This window comes from Aporhodopirellula rubra (assembly GCF_014192335.1).
Lineage (GTDB): Bacteria > Planctomycetota > Planctomycetia > Pirellulales > Pirellulaceae > Rhodopirellula > Rhodopirellula rubra.
On the sequence record NZ_JACHXU010000006.1, the window covers coordinates 55,699 to 74,952 of the forward strand.

Below are 19,254 nucleotides of genomic sequence, written 5' to 3' on the forward strand. Positions count from 1 at the left end.
ACCGGACGGCACAGAATGATTGCGTGGGACGACAGTACTCCGAAGCTTCGAAAGTTGGTGTATTGGTATCGCCTCTTCCGGGCGAGAGCACAATTCTTCGATGGCTATGCAATCGGCCGGGGTGGAAAGCGTTTCCCACGTCTATACAAAAGGGAAGGCTACCAAAGCCGGATGACCGGTCTGTACAACAAGTTTGCTGGCAAGCGTTGCTTTATCGTTTGTAATGGGCCAAGTCTTAAAGGCATGGACCTCAGCTTTCTCAAGGATGAGATAACAATTGGTTGCAACGGCATCTACAAGAACTTTGATGAGTGGGGATTTCACACAGATTTCCTTTTGTTCGAAGATGTTGAACAGTTCGAAATACGTTCGAAAGACCTTGAGACGGTGCGCGGTCCAGTGAAGATGGCCGCGCTGTACAATTCTTATGCGATCAAAGACCGCCGCGATTGGATCTTCTTCAATTCTCCGCGGTGCAATACGCCGAAGCACTACTATTATTGGAATGGCATTTTCCCTCAGTTCTCTCATGATTTCGCGTCGATTGCGCATCTTGGCAGCACGGTCACTTACCTGATGCTGCAGCTTGCCTATTTCCTCGGGTGCACGTCCGTCTATGTGCTCGGACTGGATCACAGCTACGGTCGACTTTCCGATCTTTTTCCGCCCGGTAAAATACCTATCACCGAAGAGAATATCGACCTAGTTAAACAGTGTCATTTCGACCCAGACTATTATCGTCTGGGCGATGTGATGGGTGTTCCGGATGTCACTCGCCAGGAAAAGGCGTACGCGTTGGCGCTCGCGGAATTTGAGGCTGATGGTCGAGAACTGATCAACTTGACTCCGGACTCATGTCTGAGTCTGTTTCCGAAAATGTCGTTGGAGCAATTGAAGTTGCAATGATGGAACAGGCCGACAATCGAATTCCTGTTCTCGTTGTGATCTCTCCGATTGTGTCGGGCGTGGTGTCATGGGCGATTCGCGTCAGAGAGGCTTTTGCGAATGACGACAAGTACCAGGTGGTTCTGGTGTCCAGTCGTGGCGTGGGCGATGGGGCGATCGCATTCGATCATGCGGTGAACTCGCCTTCCGAGTTCAAGGAACTACTGCGAAAGTATGGTTCGGGAATTGTGGTGCCGAACTATGCGTGGCATTTCTTCACGCCGATTTGCAGTGAGATTGCAGACGGAAGCTCTTGGCGTATTCTCGGCTATTGCCGAGCCGACAGTGAGGATGAATACTATCAACCACTGCTTCAACGCGCATCGGTGATCTCGCATTTTGTATGCGTCAGCGAACAGTGTCGAACCAAACTCGCCGAGTATCTGCCGGATCGGGCGGGCAGTCTCACGACGCTACCAACCGGCGTGGTCGTCCCGACGCACATCGACAAGGGCAAATCGCACAAACTGAATATTGTTTATGCTGGCCGTTTGCGGCAGCACCAAAAACGTGTGCTTGATATTGCCATTATCGCTCACCGACTCGAAGAACGCGGAGTCGACTTTCTGTTGACGATTGTCGGAGACGGCGACGAAGAAGCGATTTTGAAGCAGTGCATGGATTCATTAGAAGGGACTAAAGTTGTCTTCATGGGGCGAGTTCACCCGAGTGAAATGAAACACGTCTGGTCTTCCGCTGATGTCGGTTTGCTTTGCTCGGAGTTCGAAGGGACGAGCAATAGTTTGCTGGAATCAATGGCGTATGGCTGCATTCCGGTTGTCACGCATACGGACAGTGGTGTCGATGGAATTGTCTGCCATGGGAACAATGGGTTCCTGTTCGAGGTCGGTGACATAGCGAACGCGGTTGATATCTTGCAGGACCTGGCAGACGACGCCGAGAAGCGAATCCACTACAACGAGGCGGCCTTGAAATCGGCCCAGCCATATTCAATCGAACGTCATGTAAAAACGCTAAAGGGTGTGTTCGACGTTGTCACGCAGTGTCCCATCTGTCGTGACGGGGCGTCATCCTATGCAAGGCAGTCAGAGAATGCTTCGTCGCCAGCGGCTCCAGAAACAAGAAGTTTATGGCAACGAGCTAGGGGCAAGATTGGTCGGGCAATTCGCGCTTAGGCGGCGATGAGCGTAGCGGAAAGATTCAAGTGCCAATGGCGGGGCGTCTTGGGATTGTCTCAATGAACAGCCTCCGCGAACGATGCCACGCTCGCCCTCCCGGTCAAATATTCGATGCAATTTGCAACAATCATTACTGAAAGCCATGTCGGCTACGCGTTGGCACTTGCGGAATCCATTAGCTGCCAGGTATCGGATGCGGACAAGGTCCAACTTCACTGTCTAGTCGTTGATTCAGATGAGCAGCAGGAAGCTTGTCAGATCTCCGCCAATACGATTGTTCGCTTCTACAGATTGGCGGATGTTCGGGGCGGCGTTTACTTTGACGTCATCTTTCAGAAGTACCACGGCACTGACTTCGACGCTTTTCGATGGTCGATGAAACCTGTTTTCGTCGCATGCTTACTTAAGGATTGCTCGCCCGACAGCCTAGCCTTTGTCGATCCCGATCAATTCTTCGTGGGTGATCCGACCGTATTGTTTGAGCAGTTGGATCGGTCAAGATTTTTGCTTTCACCGCACGATCGCCCGATCGACCCGTCGGTTGAAGGGATGTTCACTGACAACTTTACCGATGGCATCTTTAATGGTGGGCTATTTGTGTGCCGAGCGGATGCGGAAGACATCCTAGAATGGTGGGCATCGGTGTGTGCTCATCGTTGCGAAGTCCGACGTGAGCTTGGTTGCTTTGTCGATCAAAAATACCTCGATGCGGTGCTGACGAACTTTCATTCCACTGATTGGATTCGACATCGTGGTGCCAATGTCGCAAGTTGGAACATGCACACTCGACGCCGCCAATTGCTAGATCATGGGGCGATTAGAATTGACGACCAACCGTTGATCTGCGTCCATTTTAGCGGTAGCACGATTCGGATGATTGACTACGGCATTGACCCCAATTTGGCTCCGGCCTTGAAGCTCTATCGTGAGGTGTTGGCCAAACATGGAATTAACTTGCCGTTCAACGAGAAGCCCAAGAGCAGAAAACACGAACGAATTCTGCCCCCGGTTCAATCGAGCACACGAAGCTGGGGCATACGTTCGGTTGCTCGCTATTTGAAACGATGGTTGAGGGGACCTATTGGGAACCTTGCCAGGACGACAGATAGGCAAGCCCGTGATGCGAACTCGCCCGACGACCAAGACTCAAGTTCCTAGGTTGGTAGTGACGAAGCACAACTCCCTCAAAGCAGCATTCCGGATGTATCGCATGCGTCATCTATATAACGTCCGGTCTTCGGTTGACGGGATATATTCGTCGTACTCGTTAGCACCAATCATCATGTTGCCCCCGATACCCCTTGTTGGCGAAGAGTGGGATGAAAGTCCCTTTCATGCTTCAACTGAGAGGACTCGTTCATGTCGTTGAACCGTGAGCCCGTCTCTTCATTGGGAGAGCCCCGCGTTCTCTATGTTGTTTGGGAACTCGGGAATGTCTCAGAGACGTTTCTTACTCAGACCGCAAAGCGTCTTCCACTCGACGTGCGGGTTCACGAGTGGCTCGCGACGCCCAAAGAGCCTCAGCCAGGCTCGCATAACATTTTGGAGAGGGTGTGGAGAAGGCTGAGCCCTCGACCGTCAAAGAATACAAACGCTGATCGTGCGCAGAACCGATTTCGTGAGCAGCTCGCCGCCACCGAAGCGGATACTGTACTGGTCGACACGGGGCCATTGGCAATGCTTGTCGCGACGGTTTGCAAGGAACTGAGTATCCCGTTGTGCGTTCGTTTTCACGGCGTGGATGCCTATGCGACTCGGTTGACTGGGGAAGGGGGAAACAACTATCGAGATGTGTTTCAATCGGCACAATCGATTATTGGCGTATCACGCCACATGTGCGAGCAGCTTAAACAGGTCGGTGCCCCAGATGAGAAGATTCGTTACTCGGCGTACTTCGTGGACCCAACGCTATTTGATACGTCTGGCATCAACACCGAAGCAATCAGGTTCCTAGCGGTCGGCCGTTTGGTCGAAAAAAAAGCTCCACTCGTTACGCTAATGGCATTTCGCCGAGCTCTCGAACAATGCCCCGACATTCGATTGATGATCATTGGGGATGGTCCTATGGAGCAGGCCTGCCGTCAGTTTATTCGAGCATCACGCATGTCTCATGCTGTCGAGTTAGCCGGGCCGCTACCGCATGAGACGGTCGCCGAGTTCATGAGCGCCTCAGATGTTTTTGTCCAGCACTCCGTTGCAGGCACTGACAACGACCACGAAGGGACTCCTGTTGGCATACTGGAAGCACAAATTTCGGGGCTTCCTGTGGTCAGTACGCGGCATGCAGGCATTCCCGATGTCGTGAAGGAAGGCGTCACCGGGTTTTTGGTCGACGAGTTCGACGTTAACGGCATGGCACAACATATGATCACGCTAGCACAGTCCCCCGGACTGGCTCAGCAAATGGGGGCCGCATCGCGAGAGATCGTTTCTTCAGAATTTTCGTTTGACAATACGCTTGGTAAGCTTGCCAGAATCTTAACCGAAGCAGCGAAAGTACCGTCCGGCGATCAACGAAAGCGACTCTAGTAATGCGAGTTGTTTTTGTGACTCATTACTCCACGTTGTACGGGGCGAATCGATCACTACTCGGCTTGCTAGATGGATTGAGCCGAAGTCAGGTTCATCCACTCGTTGTTCTGCCGCCAAGTGTAGGAGACGAACCAGGATTGCATGAAGAGCTTCGGACACGCGGTATCGAAACGATCGAAGCGGATGTGCCAATTCAGTTCGCGACAAGCAAGAAACTTCCATCCATCTGGAGCCCGATTCGCCGTCGACGATGGAAGGCAACCACGGTCCAGAACATCGATCAGCGTTCGTCGATTTCAGTGGCAGTGTTAGTGAATCGATTGCAGTCATCTTCAATCGACCTCGTCTATTCGAACACTGCTGCGACTCGCTTTGGCAAAGTCCTTGCGGACGGCTTAGGGACGCCGCATGTTTGGCATCTGCGAGAATTTGCTGAGAACTATGACATGCATTTTGCTCACGGAATGAGTGACTTTCGTAAGCAGCTCGCGACAGCCACCGAAGTCGTTGCGATCTCACATGCCGTTGCAAAACGACTGGCAGGTTCCCGCTTGGCGTCTCGGTGTCATGTGATTTACAACGGTGTTGGAACGCCAAAGGACTTCGAGTCGCTGTCGAGACGAAGAAAGCAGCGGAAGCCCAACTCCCTATTCCGTTTTCTTTTACTCGGACAAATCTTACCAAGCAAAGGCCACGAGCAGGTCCTTGCCGCATGTGAATACCTTGCAAAGGTTTCCAGTCAATCATTTCAAGTAAGAGTTGTCGGCTCAGGAAAAACCGATTGGCTGAATGAGAAGATTGCCAGATCAACGTGTCGAGACCTCGTTGATTTGAACGGCCCCACCGACGCTCCATTCGAAGAGATTGTCAATGCAGATTGCCTGTTGATGTGCTCACCTCTAGAAGCCATGGGACGTGTCACGGCTGAGGCAATGGTTTGCGGTTGTCCTGTGATTGGATACGATGCCTGCGGAACGAGCGAATTGATCCAACACGAGCGAACCGGTCTGCTCTATCGCGGCGGAGCAAAACAACTCGCAAAGTCGATGCTTCAATTAATGACTGATGACGACATTCGATCACGACTTGCTGAATCAGCGCGTCAATCAGCGATAGTTGAGTTCAGTAACGAAAACTATTCAAGCAAAGTGCTTGCCGTGATCGAAAACGCCCTCAAAAGACAAGAAACGGTACCATCTTAATGTTTTGGAGCAAACCCAAGAAACTGTTGTTCGAACACGTACCGAAGTGTGGTGGCAACAGTATTCGAGCATTTCTGAAGCAAAGCTACTCGTCAGAAAAGAGCTTTTTACTTAACGGAGGAAGTCCCCATTCTTCAATTGAGTCGTTCAAGGATTTGCCGAAGCCACAACGTCATTCGTTTCAATTTGTATTCGGTCATGGTGCCCACCGTCTGAGGCGACACTGCGATCCTGAGATGCTCGCGGCGACTATCTTGCGAGATCCAATCGATCGAATTGTCTCTCACTACTATTTCGTCGCTGCGTCACCCGACCACTACCTGTACGAGCAGCTAACTGCAGAAGAGATGACCCTAGCCGAATATGCTCGGTCGAATATTTCAGGCGAATTGACGAACAACTACGCGTGCCGATTCCTTGAGATTGACAACGAGGAAGCGATGCTCTCGCCACAGGCAACCGTTGATCGAGCATTCGACCTACTGAGTAATGACTATTCCATCGTCGGGACTCTGGAAAACCTAGACGAATCCATGATGGCGATCAAAAAGATGTTTAGGCTTCGAAAGCGTTGGGTGAATCAAAAACTGAACGTGACAAAGCAACGGAAGTCAAAAAGCGAGATTTCCGATGAAGAACGACAGGCGATTCAAGAGAGCAACTCGATTGATATCGAGTTGTATCGACGAGTTCTGGCGATTTCTCCGAAATGAGTTGGGTACACGTTCTGTCGATCCGCTTGTCAGACAAGCTAGTGCTGTATCAATGCCGATGTCTTCACTTTTGATTCTTACCCCCTCGCCGCCCGGTGAGCGCGGCGTTGGACAGAACTACATCCGCGATCTGATTCCTGTTGTCCCGTTTGACAAAATAGAGTGTTGCGCCCTACTTCAAAGTGAAGACGATTGGGATTTGTGTTCGCGTCAATCCGTGGCGGGCTATCAGACTCTGAACCGCAACTTTGAGTCGGCGTGGAAGTATGGACCACCCGGAGCACGACACGCAGCGTCTTGCCTCGCCTTCTTCGGAAAGACGGTGATGCTGGCGCGCCGTCACGCATCGTCGGTTACAGATTATTGCCGACAGCATCAAATCGTTGATGTGATGACGGTTCTCTCCTCGCCGTTGTCGATTCTCGCGGCCGCACGCTTAGCGAGTCAAAAGAACATCCGTGTGCACGGCTTGGTTTGGGATCATCCGGATCACGTCATCCGCGGATTTGGTCACACGGGAGTCCCCTTTCGCTCTCTTCGATCCGCCTTCAACGCAGCGGTCTCGAAATCGAAGTCGCTGCTGACGGTCTCAAGTTCTCTTAAACGCCTATTGGCGGAGTTGAATCCTTCGGCGCGCTGCACCGTTGTTCCTAGTCCCGTCGAGATCCGCGACGCGGTTAGTGAAGGTAAGCATCCCGATAGTCCTTTTGTGATCGGTTTTGCTGGCAGTGTGACAGCGCCGGACGAGTTGCAGGGGCTACAAGATGCGCTCGCATCCATCGACTGGAAGATTGGAAATCGCAGGATTGTCTTGAGACTTTTCGGATCACGGTTCCCCCTCTCGGCCAGGTCATCGCGATTTGTCGAATACCGGGGATTCCTAGAAACCTCGAACGATGTGATCCAAGAGCTATCTCAATGCGACGTATGTTTTTTGCCGCAAGGATTCAAGCCGTCGTTTGAGTTAGTGTCGAATTATTCATTCCCAACGAAATTGAGCACGTACCTATCATCGGGGCGACCCGTGATCGCTCACGCCCCAGCCAGCGGGACCCTGGCCAGGTTGGGCACCGACGTGCCGCCTGATGGCATCTCGGAATTTGGTGTGATTTCAGCGGTCCCTGAGTCAATTAGCCTTCTGCCGCTAATCGAACGGCTTTCACAAGACAGGAAGTTCTACCAATCAGCTCAAACCCGTGCTCGAGAATTCGCGTTACGAGCGTTTTCACCGGAAGGCACCCGCGCAGCCCTCGCTGATCACTTTCGATCGGCTTCACCTACTAACCGAGACGGGTAAATCCAACTTGAAGATCGCAATCATTCATGTGTCCGATATGGGGGGTGGGGCGGAACGCAGTGTATTGACGCTGCATCAATCGCTTCTCGATCTGGGCCACGATTCTCGTTTACTTGTCGGTTCGAAACGTGGCAATGAACCGGGCGTGGTCGAGATTGATCGTAATCGTCCGATTCCTGGTGTTCTGCGTGTGACGCGAAGGCTGGAAAGTTCAGGACTGCAAAATCTCTACTCACCATGGTTCCGAGCTCTGTCGTCTCAGCTCGCTGGCACTGATGTCGTTCACATGCATAGCTTGTGGAAGAGCCGCGAGAATTTTGCGGATCTGACGGGCGTGAAGCAGATCGCTTCCGAATTTCCGACCGTGATGACCCTCCGCGATTCGTGGATGCTAACGGGGCATTGTGCGTGCCCGGTTGGTTGTCAGCGTTGGCAGACCGGTTGCGGGCGCTGTCCCGACCTCGCTCGCACTCCCGCCGTGCAACGTGATTGGACGGCGATGAACTGGAGGCGAAAACGTCGGACGGTTCAGAGAACCAATCTTTACGTGACGACCGTCTCGCATTGGTTGAAAGACGAAGTCACCAAGAGTCCCATCTTCAAAGAGAAGCCGATTCATGTGGTGCATAACAGCATCAATGAAGACGCGTTTCAACCAGCGGATCGTGAGCAGAAGCGGCAATCACTATCAATTCCCCCAAATCGCTTTGTGGTTTTACTTGTGGCCAAAGGAATTGATGGGCCGTCCTATGAAGCAATTGATGCGTTGAACGCCCTCGACCCGAGCAAGTTTCATTTGTTGCTTGTTTCAAAACCAAATTCGATTTCCACAGAGCAACTATCGATACCAACGACCATCCTTTCACCCCGCATGACGGAAGCTGAAATGGCGGAGTGCTATCAAGCGTCTGACGTGACGGTTGTGCCTTCTTATTTCGAAACCTTCGGAAGGGTCGCTGCCGAGTCATTATTCTGCGGTACGCCGGTGATCGCCTACCGAACCGGAGGATTGCCAGAGATAATTAACGACGGCTGCTGCGGACGAACGATTGATCCCGGCGACACCACAGCGTTGATAAATGAACTCAAGACGATGGCCTCGCATCCCCAACAACTCGAAGAAATGCGTGCCGAATGCGTCGCTCACAGTCGTCCGCGATTCAACCGTAATCGAATCGCGACTGATTATCTTTCGGTCTACCGACAAGCGGCCGATTCATGAACCACTCGGGAGCAAGGTGATCTTCATTGCTTTTTAATAGCTTTGATTTTTGGCTCTTCTTTGCGGTTGTGCTTGTGGTGCAACGGTGCCTACCGCATCGCCCAAGGAACTACTTCCTGCTCGCGGCCAGCTATTTCTTTTATAGCTGTTGGGACTGGAGGTTCTCCGGACTTATGTTGGCATCAACCGTAATCGACTTCGGTTGCAGCCGCGGGATTGCGAACAGTCAAGATTCACGCGTTCGCCGTCGCCTGCTGTGGACAAGCGTGGCAGCGAATTTGACCGTCCTTGGATTCTTCAAGTACTACAATTTCTTCGCTGATAGCTTGCTAGACATCGCGTCCCATGCGGGGTTGGAGCTAACCCCAATGACGTTGAACATTGTCCTGCCGGTCGGAATCAGTTTTTACACGTTCCAGACAATGAGTTACACGATTGATGTTTATCGTGGTGACCTAAAGCGACTAAGCAGTTTTACCGATTTCGCGTTGTACGTGGCTTTCTTTCCTCAGCTCGTTGCGGGGCCGATCGAGCGTGGGTCACGGCTAGCGCCGCAAATTGAGTCCGGCCCCCGCACATCATGGGCAGGCATGCAGGATGGAGCTTGGTTGATCATCAAGGGGCTTTTTAAGAAAGCGGTGCTCGCGGACAACCTGGCACCGATCGTCGACAGTACGTTTGCGATGTCGGACCCGTCGGCGGTCCAAGTGCTGATCGGAGTGTACGCCTTCGCCTTTCAAATATACGGCGACTTTTCGGGGTATACCGACATTGCCCGTGGTGTTGGACGCATGATGGGCTATAACCTGATGCTGAACTTTCGGTTGCCGTACTTCGCGACCAACCCAAGTGACTTCTGGCAGCGTTGGCACATCAGCCTTTCCTCTTGGCTACGTGACTACCTGTACATACCGCTGGGGGGAAACCGTGGCGGCAAATGGTTCACCTATCGAAATCTCGTGCTCACCATGTTATTGGGTGGTTTATGGCACGGTGCGGCGTGGACGTTTGTGATTTGGGGACTGTTTCACGGAGCCCTGCTGATTGCCCACCGGCAAGTGGCGAGTTGGCAGCGGGAATCCGGTTGGAATGTGTCGGTCCCGTACCTTGTGAAGTTGGTGGTGATGTTCCACCTAACCTGCATCGGTTGGCTGATCTTTCGTGCGGAGTCAACGACCCAGATCCTTGAAATGCTCTCGGGACTAGCCCGATTTGACTTTGGGTTGTCGTTAGCGGATCAAATGAACGCTTGGAAGCTTGCGTTGCTGTGTGTGCCCGTGATCTTGATTCAAGCCTGCCAGGAGTCGACGGGGAACCTCAACTTTGTTCGACACCTGAGCCTGCTACCACGAACGGTCGCCTACGCCAGTGTCATTGCGGCCCTGCTTTCATTAGGGCAGTTCGGACAAAGCGAATTCATCTACTTTCAATTCTAAGCGTGTCGTTACCTCAAGAGATCGAAACGAATCAGGCTTGTCGCTGCGTATCCGATTGGGAACGCGGGCTATCGACGATTTTGTTGTGGTCGAGCCCCGTCATTCTTATCGTGACCTGGGTTGGCTCGGCGACTTTCGGAAAAACGCTTCTATTTCTCTATCCAGCAGCGTCGCCCGCAGGATTCATTAGCAGCAAACTTGGATTGGTCGCTGGTATCCTGGCCGCGTTGTCGATCGTGCTTTATTGGGCGACACTTCGCACAGCCAGGATCGAAAGAGCCAACCGGTTGCCGGGTCTATCCCCACTGCTTTGTTTGCTCGGGCTAGGATTGGGCGGATTGCTATTGCAGTTCCCGAAGTCGCATTGGGTGTTTCAAGAGAGTGTCAAAGCGCGAACCCCTCAGCTTGAGTTTTCACGAAACATCATCTTCATGCAGCAGAAACTGTTCACCGAGGCACCCATCGAAATCACACCGGCGCCACTTTCGAAGGTCGGACTCGTCGGATCCAGCCAGATCAATCTCGGTATCGATGTGGAACAACTCGAGACGTGGAGTGGCGAGGGGGCGGTTCATAAGTACTGTCTACCCGGAATGGTTCCGCTGCAATACCAAGCATTGTCTGCACCGCTTGCTGAGAAGCGTTTGGATGTTGTGGTCTGCTGGTTGTCGGAGTTTGATTTCTTCCGGGAGCGTGAACTTCCGACCAGTCGTCTGCGTTGGTGTGCGGAAACTGCCAATGTGCGTGATGTGTTTTCCGTGTTAACGCCGAATCAGGCATGGTTCAACCGCGGCCACTTGGCGGATCTCGCAACTGCCGTCGTGACGCCATTGTGGAGTCAACGAGAACCCATCCAGATGCTGTCCTTTCGCTTCTGGTGGAGGTTCGACGTGGGGGCTCCGGTTGCCAGCGATGAGGAACAACAAGTCGGCGCCCGCTTGGCGGATCTAGACCAAGGCGTCAAGAACGCCAAACAGAACATTCAGCGCACGCCCCTGGTGGATGCGAATTTCCAAGCGTTCGAGCGTTTTGCTCGACGTTTAACCGATGCGGGAACACGATTGGTGATCATCGAAGGCGAGAGCCACCCGTTGACGATGGAGGCGTATCCTCCTGCTTTTCGGGCCGAAACACGAGAAAAATTAAGTGAGCTCAGTCGCTCGGTCGGTTTCGACTTTGTGACAACGGATCAGCGAGTCCAGTTGGAAACGGACGACTGGAGAGACGCCGTGCACTTGAACGAAACGGGTGAGGCAAAGCTGACGAATTGGCTCATGAACTACCTTCAAGAATCAACAAACCGTCTTGGTGCCGCATTGCCCGTGTCTGTACCTTCAGCCCATCCTTTGAACCTTCCATCTCAGTCCTTTTAGCCGAATAGTCCTTCCCAATGCTTGCTTGTGTCATCACCACCATTCAGCGCCCAACCGACAGTGTGCGCACGCTCGCCAAGCGACTAGCCGGCTCGGATAGCCATTTGATCATCGCTGGCGATACGAAGGGACCAGACAGTTTTGATTTGTCCGATGTGCCAGAATTTGGCACCCATCAATTGTCGTTCTTGACGATCGATGATCAGCTTGCCAGTGAATTTGAAATTGCCAAACTGCTTCCAACGAAGCACTACGCTCGAAAGAACGTTGGTTACTTGCAAGCCATTCGTTCGGGAGCGTCTAGTATCTATGAAACCGACGACGACAACGCCCCGTTGGATTCCTGGAAGTTGCGAGACGAGTTCGTTGGCAACCTTCGCACGGTGCAAGCGGAAGACTGCGATTCACCAAACTGGATCAATGTCTATCGGCACTTCAGCGGCGAGAACATCTGGCCTCGCGGACTGCCATTGGACCGAATCCAAAGCGTTGGTGAAGTTCGAAAGCACCAGCCCGGCGAAGCGAGTGGTCTACGCGAGGAAGATGGGCGAGTATGGGCTCCCATTCAGCAAGGACTTGCGGACGGTTCACCGGATGTAGATGCGATTTGGCGATTGGTGCTCGACCGTGAGTTCACGTTCGATCAAGCCGATAGTGTGATACTACCTCCTGGCAGTTGGTGTCCGTTCAACACCCAAACGACATGGTGGTGGCCTGTCGTTTATCCGCTTCTTTATGTTCCCAGCTATTGTTCGTTCCGGATGTGCGACATTTGGAAGAGTTTCGTCGCACAGCGTTGCTTGTGGGAATTGGAAACCGGCGTCGTATTCCACGCACCGGAAGTGTGGCAAGAACGAAACGTGCATGACCTGACATGCGACTTCGATGACGAAGTCCCTGGTTATCAGCAGAACAATCGCATTGCCCAGATTCTGGAAGCGACCACGCTCCAAGGTGGTGCCGAGAATGTCGGCAAAAACCTGAAGCAATGTTACAAGTCGCTGATCGATGCCGAGATTTTCCCAGCAAAAGAAATGCAGCTGATTGACGCTTGGCTTACGGGTGTTGCGGACAGCCTTTAGAGTTTGGTTCAGCATCCTACGCGGGTACTTCGCCTCAATGGTCGTCCAGAATTCGACCCTAACTCATACTAAGTATTTGCAGCTACAAGAATGAATCCAATCCCTGCACCGCGCAAACCCATGAAGCTGAATCCGCTTTCGGCCAACCCCTTGGTTTCGATCCTGATTCCCAGTTATAACCAGGGTCAATTCATTGGCGACACAATCGACTCGATTCTCCAGCAGGACTATCGGCCGATAAAGATTCATGTGGTTGATGGTGCATCGACGGATGGAACTCTGGATGTACTGAAGAGCTACGGGAAGATCCCGGAACTCGAATGGGTCTCGGCACCCGACAAGGGCGTCGTTGATGCAGTCAACAAGGGATTTGAGTTGCTGGAAGGTGACATCTGCGGCATTCAAAGCTCTGACGACATGTATCTGCCCGGTACGATTCGATCGGTCGTGGAATTGTTTCAACAACACGAAGCTGCAGGGTTGGTCTACGGCGACACTGTCAAAGTTGACAGCGATGGGAACGAAATTTTGCGACATCACACTGGCGATTTCTCGCTTGAGAATTTGTTTAAGCTCAAAACCTGGATACCTCAGCCGTCCGCATTTTTCCGGCGGGAAATGTTGGAAACCTGCGGTGGGTGGAACGAAGCGATTCCTTATGCTCCAGATACTGATCTTTGGATTCGAATGGCTTTCCGAGCTCAAGTGATCAAGTCTGCGGATTTTCTTTCGCAACGACGGATGCACGACGAACAACGCGATACGCAAGGTGAGAAAATCATTCGCGACTACTGTCTGATGATCGACCAGTCACCCGACATCGCAGCAAGTAGTCCGCAGATCCAGCGTGCTGCCAGAGCAAGCAAATATTTGATGAAGATCCGCTATAACCCAACGGGATCCGACTGGCGAAATGCTTGGAACAGGTTTCGAGCCGGACAAATTTCTCCTGAACTCCGCGATATTTCCGGCCTCCTGCACGACCTGCTACTTCCAGCAAGACGTGTCTTGTCGGCCGTTAAGCAAACAATTGCTAAGCCGGCCGCCAATCGCCACAATAAGAGCTCGGCACCTTGTTCAAAACCATAAAAGAATACGCCGGTGTCCTCATCAAGGATTCCGGCAGATACCGACAAGCGTTGTCTGGGAACGACAGGGCCGCCAATGGTGATCCGCTGTGGCTACATCTCTGCAATCGAAACGAAGTACTCGAAATTAACGCCGATGGCCCGGGCGTGCATTGTCCGTGGAGGTGGACAAGCGATCTTCACGCCTGCAACGTCAACGCAAACTACGCTCGTCGTCTTGCTCAGCGGGCCTTTACGGATTGGCCGATCAGATTTGCTGACAAACCTGAACAAGCGGGATCACCCGACGTTTCGTTTATTATCGCTCATCAGGGAACCCAACGTTTGGATCATGTTTGGTGGACTGTCCGATCCATTTTAGCGCAACAACAGGTCGCGGTGGAGTGCATTGTGGTTGATCAAACGAATGAACCATGTTTCGGAACTCGCTTACCACCGGCCGTTAAGAATCTTCACCGGCCGCTACCCAAAGACCTGGACGGATGGCGCAAGTCATGGGCGTTCAATCAGGGTGCACGCGAAGCACAGGGCAGTACGCTGGTATTTCACGATGGCGATATCGTCTGCCCGGCTGGATATGCCCGTGCTGTCATTGAGGGACTACGAGAGCACGGCGCGGCATCGATTCAGCGTTTTTTGTTTAACCTGAACCAGATAGCCACTCAGCAGATTTTTGATTCACAGCAGTGGCCCGAAACAATGCAGCCGGAATGTGTCCGCCAGAACTGGGAAGGCGGCACGATCGCCATTCGCCGCGATGCTTTCTTCGGGCTTGGTGGATACGACGAAGGATTTGTTGGCTGGGGTGGAGAAGACAACGAATTCTTCGATCGTTGCAAGCACATCGGACATCTAACGTTTGGACATGTGCCATTCGTTCACTTATGGCATGCACCGCAAAGCGACAAGTTCGCAGTGAACAACCCGAATACCACAATAGCTCTTAAAAGCCGTTTACAGATCTCAGTGCCTGAGCGAATAGACGAGTTGAAGAAAAGAGACTTCGGGAATCGGCAGACTCCAAGCCTTCCAAAGGGCTACCGAGATACGGCAAGAAAAGTGGTCGGAGTGAGGCAGGATATACCATAAGCGTCTGTCCCGCTTAGATACTGTCTGAATCATCCCGAGCTCATCGATTGTGCCCGCGTCCCTTATGAACAGATTTATGTTTCGAGAAAGCTCTAAAGTCCTGTCGATGATTCGTCAACGGTCGATTCAAATCATCCCTGATGGAGCCTTACGGAGTTTGATGAGGTCTGTTTACTGGGCCTTGCCGGTACGTTTACGTGGCGTAGATCCGCCGACGGATGTTGTTCGCGCACTGCGGCGTTCAAAGGTATCGGTTCGTTTTGTACAGATTGGGGCAAACGACGGTGCCACTGGCGATCATTTGTCCAACACAGTGGTACGACACGGCTGGAACGGGATCATGGTTGAACCGCATCCTGATTCATTCGCAAAGTTATCCGACTACTTCGGGGACCTGACTCAAATCTCGCTTGCCAACGTGGCGATTTGTTCGGACACGGGAGTTCGGGAGTTCTATTACCTGCCTAACAATCCGCTTGTCGCCTCTTTTAGCAAAGACCACGTCCGAAAATTTGCGGCCGAGGCCAATGAAGTCCGATCAATCGATGTTCAGTGCGAAACAATGATGAGATTCCTTCAGACGCATGGAGTCGATTCCACAGACCTACTCGCAATCGACACAGAGGGCTATGACGGTGAGATCCTACGGAGTATTAACTTTGATCAGTTCCAGGCTGAGGCCATCCTTTTTGAAACCGTTCATTTGAACGACAAGGATAAATCAGAGTGCTTTCGCTTGCTTGCCGAAAATAGTTTCCAACTGATGCATGGTGCACACGATACCGTTGCGGTTAGAATCCCAAATCGCTACCCGCGACTTGAAGCACTTGTCAGGGCGTATCGCCTGCCTGACCAACCGGCATAAAACTTATCCGGAAAACCTTCACCAACCCATCATCAGCTAATCAACGTGAAAAGCAAGTGTCGAAGATCCTGCTGATTCCGTCCGTGAAGACCGTCGAGAATCCGTGGGGCGATCGCGAATTTGAAAGAGTGCGAAGTCTCGCACTCAGATCACGGCATCAATTAGTCGGCGACGCGGATACGGCCGACGCGATTTTATTTGTTGGCGCAGCGACTCTGGATATGTGGGATCTTCGCACCCACTCTGCTTGGCAACAGTTTCCCTCGAAGTGTTTCGTGCTGTCGGCTAGCGATCGATTTTTCCCGTTTCTCCCCGGCTTGTACGCTTCGGTGGATCGCCGTTTTTTCGATCGGAACTGGTGCCGTCCGTATTGCTACACTCGGGTCAGCTGCGACGAGAGTTTTGAGTATTCTGAAGATTCCGGCACTCGACCATTTCTATTTTCGTTTCGAGGCAATGTTGCCACGCATGCCGTGAGGGCAAACGTAATGCAATTGGCGCACCCATCAGCCGTTCTAACTGACACGGGAGCCGAAAGCTACGTGGCAACGAACCGGGATATTTACCGGAAAGAAATCCAACAGAGTCAGTTCGTGCTCTGCCCACGGGGCGCGGGTGTGTCCAGCTTTCGCGTTTTCGAATGCCTAGCGATGGGAAGGGCTCCTGTCATTATCTCGGATGACTGGACACCGCCGCTCGGTCCGGACTGGGGTCAGTTCTCGATACGAGTCCCAGAAGGACAGGTTGACCTAATCCCAGGGCTCCTGGCGAAACACAGCCAAAATGCCGAATACATGGGAAGACTGGCACGAGCGGCATGGGAACAACACTTCGCACCTGATGCCGCATTCGACTGCGTGGTATCACAGTGTCTGGAAATGAAGAGCAGCAGGCGAAGACGTCCGAGCTTGCGAGCATACAAACACTTACTGCGTCCATTCTTCTTTAAATACTGTGTCTTGAAACGAGCCGTGCGGCTGATCAAAAACTTTCCTAAGGCGACGAATAGCTCGTCATCAGAACCTTGAAAAAACGCCCAATCCCAACGCTTGTCCCAGGGATGGTCACCACGGTAATCCCCGTCTTTAACCGACCCGAAATGTTGGTTTCCGCGGTCGGGAGCGTGTTGGCTCAAGACTATCGGCCGATCGAAATCATCGTTGCCGATGACGGATCGACAGACCAGACCCCAACCGTTGCCGAGCAGTTGATTGAAAAGAACCCAGATATCATTCACTATGTCAGAATCGAAAACAGCGGTCCTGGTCCGGCACGAGAAGCGGGACGCGTGATTGCGAAGGGCGAGTTCATTCAGTACCTCGATAGCGATGACCGGTTGTTGCCGAACAAATTTGCGGATCAGCTCGCAGCATTGAATCAACATCCCGACTGCGACATCGCCTACGGAATCACGCGATTGGTTGATGAGCAGGGGACTGTGATCAGCGAGCCGTTCAAATGGACCGACCGCAAAATCGACGCCTTGTTCCCCGGATTGTTAGTGGATCGCTGGTGGTGCACCCATACACCTCTTTATCGTCGATCTCTCACAGACCAAATTGGGCCTTGGTGCGATATGCGTTGGTCGCAGGATTGGGAATACGACGCTCGGGCCGGTGCACTTGGAGCGAAACTCGTTCACTGCCCGACTCTAGTCAGCGAGCATGTTCATCATGCTGGAGTTCGGCAAACTTCGGGAGCGGACTGGGGACGCGATCCTGTCCGACTTCGCAATCGATTTGATCTATTGACGACACTCTGGAAGAACGCAACGAAGGCTGGATTGCCTGGAGAAGCACAAGAACGACAGCACTTCGCACGCTGGTGCTTCCGCATTGCCAGGCAGTGCGGGGCGGTGGGGCTTAAGAGCGAAAGCGCGGAGCTGCTCCGTGTCGCAAAAAAAGCGAGCGGGCAAGGGGTGGGAAGCCGTGGTTTGGCCGCGTATTCTGCCGTCGGTAAAATGCTAGGGTCCAGAGTGACCGGACGGCTCGCGACATGGCTGGAAAACTACCGAGTTCGTCCTGGCAAAAGTACAATGAATCAGTCGTTTGAGGGTCAGGTGGGCGAGCAGGAATGACCCTGGGTAGCCAGCTGGCGATGACTATGTTGTGTCAGTGTCGATTAAAATGATGGGGCAAACGCATTCATCGAAATCCGCGAGTCCGCCTGAGATCTCGGTAGTGATGAGCGTCTTCAACGGCGCCGCCGCGCTTCCGTTGACCCTCGATTCGGTGTTGAATCAGACTTACCAAAATTTTGAGGTTTTGGTTGTCAACGACGGTTCGACGGACGAGTCGCTGGAAATTCTCCGTCGATATGAAAGGCAGGATCATCGGGTTCGAGTCATCAACCAAGCGAATCAGGGATTGACGCGATCACTGAATACCGCGTGCCGAGAGGCTCGAGGGCTCTACATCGCCCGTCAGGATGTTGGTGATGTTTCGCTACCGGATCGATTCCGAAAGCAAAGTGCATTGCTGCAAGAGGCCCCCGATGTGGTGGCGGTCGGCTGTGGTGCTCGCCGAGTGACCGTTGAGGGTGAGTACCTTGGAGAGTCAACGCGAGATTGCAGCCCCCAGATCATTACGGAAGAGCTTGTCAAACATGGAATCGGCCTGATTCATCCGGCAAGTATGATTCGCACCAAAACGCTTCGACAAGTTGGCGGCTATCGCGAGCAGTTCCGTTTTGCTCAGGACACCGATCTGTGGCTTCGATTAGTAGAGCATGGAATGTTGGCGGAATCACCCGACCCCCTATTCCAGCTCGTTGTGGAGACGGATGGAATCAGTGCATTGCAAATCGATCGCCAGCGGAAACTTTGGGAGATTGCTCGGGAATGCCGAACGGCGCGACTGCAGGGAAAAAGTGAGGAAGCACTGCTGGAGAAAGCGGTAATGATTAGTTCGGAGCAATCTTCCATTCTCTCGCACAGCCAGCAGCGTTTGCAACATCAACGTGCGGCCTATTTCATTGGCAGTCAACTACTGGCCTTGCGTAACAAACGATGCCGCCGCTACTTTTCCAAGTCTCTCGCATCGCCGTCTCTTGCGATTCCATCCATCGCCAAGCTTCTCCAATCGCTGGTCAGATGCCCTTCCAGTTGATCTTTCGATGCTGTTCGCTGCTACGACTGCTTTGTGCTAGACTTCGCGCGGTGAAGTTTCGAGCCGTCGGAACCAAACTGGGCTCGAAAGTCTCATTGGGAACAGCCACTCGAATTGATCGCCCTTGGACCGTTGAAATTGGCCCCCGAACAACCACCGAATCG

17 protein-coding genes are annotated in these 19,254 nt (G+C 52.6%); all 17 read left to right on the forward strand.

Annotation, left to right across the window (positions count from 1 at the left end):
• The first annotated feature begins 15 nt into the window (after nucleotides 1-15).
• The 17 genes from FHS27_RS09785 to FHS27_RS09865 all read left to right on the forward strand — a co-directional run bounded on the left by FHS27_RS09785 (nucleotide 16) and on the right by FHS27_RS09865 (nucleotide 19,090).
• A complete protein-coding gene (locus tag FHS27_RS09785; RefSeq protein ID WP_184304661.1) occupies nucleotides 16-906 on the forward strand; it encodes a 6-hydroxymethylpterin diphosphokinase MptE-like protein in 891 nt (296 codons plus the stop codon).
• A complete protein-coding gene (locus tag FHS27_RS09790; RefSeq protein WP_184304663.1) occupies nucleotides 855-2,081 on the forward strand; it encodes a glycosyltransferase family 4 protein in 1,227 nt (408 codons plus the stop codon). The genes FHS27_RS09785 and FHS27_RS09790 overlap by 52 nt, the downstream gene beginning before the upstream one ends.
• Before the next feature lie 114 nt (nucleotides 2,082-2,195).
• Complete coding sequence (locus FHS27_RS09795; RefSeq protein WP_184304665.1) at nucleotides 2,196-3,242, forward strand: hypothetical protein; 1,047 nt, start codon at nucleotides 2,196-2,198, stop codon at nucleotides 3,240-3,242.
• Nucleotides 3,243-3,443: 201 nt separating this feature from the next.
• The gene (locus FHS27_RS09800; RefSeq protein WP_184304667.1) at nucleotides 3,444-4,613 is read left to right on the forward strand and encodes a glycosyltransferase family 4 protein; all 1,170 of its coding nucleotides are present in this window, start codon (nucleotides 3,444-3,446) and stop codon (nucleotides 4,611-4,613) included.
• Nucleotides 4,614-4,615: 2 nt separating this feature from the next.
• Nucleotides 4,616-5,818, forward strand: coding sequence for a glycosyltransferase family 4 protein (locus FHS27_RS09805; RefSeq protein WP_184304669.1), 1,203 nt, complete (start codon nucleotides 4,616-4,618; stop codon nucleotides 5,816-5,818).
• Nucleotides 5,818-6,531 (forward strand): sulfotransferase family 2 domain-containing protein, encoded by a 714-nt coding sequence (locus tag FHS27_RS09810; protein WP_184304671.1) that lies wholly within the window; start codon nucleotides 5,818-5,820, stop codon nucleotides 6,529-6,531. Before FHS27_RS09805 ends, FHS27_RS09810 begins: the two co-directional genes overlap by 1 nt.
• A gap of 58 nt (nucleotides 6,532-6,589) precedes the next feature.
• Nucleotides 6,590-7,828, forward strand: coding sequence for a hypothetical protein (locus tag FHS27_RS09815; protein WP_184304673.1), 1,239 nt, complete (start codon nucleotides 6,590-6,592; stop codon nucleotides 7,826-7,828).
• Between the two features lie 7 nt (nucleotides 7,829-7,835).
• Nucleotides 7,836-9,050, forward strand: a complete 1,215-nt coding sequence (locus FHS27_RS09820) for a glycosyltransferase (RefSeq protein ID WP_184304675.1) — start codon at nucleotides 7,836-7,838, stop codon at nucleotides 9,048-9,050.
• Between the two features lie 173 nt (nucleotides 9,051-9,223).
• Nucleotides 9,224-10,486: an MBOAT family O-acyltransferase gene (locus tag FHS27_RS09825; protein WP_246419382.1), complete on the forward strand. Its 1,263-nt coding sequence runs from the start codon at nucleotides 9,224-9,226 to the stop codon at nucleotides 10,484-10,486.
• A gap of 2 nt (nucleotides 10,487-10,488) precedes the next feature.
• Nucleotides 10,489-11,859 carry a hypothetical protein gene (locus FHS27_RS09830; protein ID WP_184304679.1) on the forward strand — a complete coding sequence of 457 codons (1,371 nt, stop codon included), beginning with the start codon at nucleotides 10,489-10,491 and terminating at the stop codon, nucleotides 11,857-11,859.
• Between the two features lie 17 nt (nucleotides 11,860-11,876).
• Nucleotides 11,877-12,941, forward strand: coding sequence for an STELLO glycosyltransferase family protein (locus FHS27_RS09835; protein WP_184304681.1), 1,065 nt, complete (start codon nucleotides 11,877-11,879; stop codon nucleotides 12,939-12,941).
• Nucleotides 12,942-13,031: 90 nt separating this feature from the next.
• Nucleotides 13,032-14,030 (forward strand): glycosyltransferase family 2 protein, encoded by a 999-nt coding sequence (locus FHS27_RS09840; protein ID WP_184304683.1) that lies wholly within the window; start codon nucleotides 13,032-13,034, stop codon nucleotides 14,028-14,030.
• On the forward strand, nucleotides 14,015-15,118 hold the full coding sequence (locus FHS27_RS09845; RefSeq protein ID WP_184304685.1) for a glycosyltransferase family 2 protein: 1,104 nt from the start codon (nucleotides 14,015-14,017) through the stop codon (nucleotides 15,116-15,118). Before FHS27_RS09840 ends, FHS27_RS09845 begins: the two co-directional genes overlap by 16 nt.
• 160 nt (nucleotides 15,119-15,278) lie before the next feature.
• Nucleotides 15,279-15,983, forward strand: a complete 705-nt coding sequence (locus FHS27_RS09850) for an FkbM family methyltransferase (RefSeq protein ID WP_221225003.1) — start codon at nucleotides 15,279-15,281, stop codon at nucleotides 15,981-15,983.
• Between the two features lie 221 nt (nucleotides 15,984-16,204).
• The gene (locus FHS27_RS31630) at nucleotides 16,205-17,011 is read left to right on the forward strand and encodes an exostosin domain-containing protein (protein WP_390853225.1); all 807 of its coding nucleotides are present in this window, start codon (nucleotides 16,205-16,207) and stop codon (nucleotides 17,009-17,011) included.
• A complete protein-coding gene (locus tag FHS27_RS09860; protein ID WP_184304691.1) occupies nucleotides 17,008-18,060 on the forward strand; it encodes a glycosyltransferase family 2 protein in 1,053 nt (350 codons plus the stop codon). Before FHS27_RS31630 ends, FHS27_RS09860 begins: the two co-directional genes overlap by 4 nt.
• Nucleotides 18,061-18,112: 52 nt before the next feature.
• Nucleotides 18,113-19,090, forward strand: a complete 978-nt coding sequence (locus FHS27_RS09865) for a glycosyltransferase family 2 protein (RefSeq protein ID WP_261363924.1) — start codon at nucleotides 18,113-18,115, stop codon at nucleotides 19,088-19,090.
• Nucleotides 19,091-19,254 lie beyond the last annotated feature (164 nt).

Bases quoted from the DNA above. Each gene is read 5' to 3' on its own strand.
- FHS27_RS09785 (WP_184304661.1), top strand. From the start codon at position 16: ATGATTGCGTGGGACGACAGTACTCCGAAGCTTCGAAAGTTGGTGTAT.
- FHS27_RS09790 (WP_184304663.1), top strand. From the start codon at position 855: ATGTCTGAGTCTGTTTCCGAAAATGTCGTTGGAGCAATTGAAGTTGCA.
- FHS27_RS09795 (WP_184304665.1), top strand. From the start codon at position 2,196: ATGCAATTTGCAACAATCATTACTGAAAGCCATGTCGGCTACGCGTTG.
- FHS27_RS09800 (WP_184304667.1), top strand. From the start codon at position 3,444: ATGTCGTTGAACCGTGAGCCCGTCTCTTCATTGGGAGAGCCCCGCGTT.
- FHS27_RS09805 (WP_184304669.1), top strand. From the start codon at position 4,616: ATGCGAGTTGTTTTTGTGACTCATTACTCCACGTTGTACGGGGCGAAT.
- FHS27_RS09810 (WP_184304671.1), top strand. From the start codon at position 5,818: ATGTTTTGGAGCAAACCCAAGAAACTGTTGTTCGAACACGTACCGAAG.
- FHS27_RS09815 (WP_184304673.1), top strand. From the start codon at position 6,590: ATGTCTTCACTTTTGATTCTTACCCCCTCGCCGCCCGGTGAGCGCGGC.
- FHS27_RS09825 (WP_246419382.1), top strand. From the start codon at position 9,224: ATGTTGGCATCAACCGTAATCGACTTCGGTTGCAGCCGCGGGATTGCG.
- FHS27_RS09835 (WP_184304681.1), top strand. From the start codon at position 11,877: ATGCTTGCTTGTGTCATCACCACCATTCAGCGCCCAACCGACAGTGTG.
- FHS27_RS09840 (WP_184304683.1), top strand. From the start codon at position 13,032: ATGAATCCAATCCCTGCACCGCGCAAACCCATGAAGCTGAATCCGCTT.
- FHS27_RS09850 (WP_221225003.1), top strand. From the start codon at position 15,279: ATGAGGTCTGTTTACTGGGCCTTGCCGGTACGTTTACGTGGCGTAGAT.
- FHS27_RS31630 (WP_390853225.1), top strand. From the start codon at position 16,205: ATGTGGGATCTTCGCACCCACTCTGCTTGGCAACAGTTTCCCTCGAAG.
- FHS27_RS09865 (WP_261363924.1), top strand. From the start codon at position 18,113: ATGGGGCAAACGCATTCATCGAAATCCGCGAGTCCGCCTGAGATCTCG.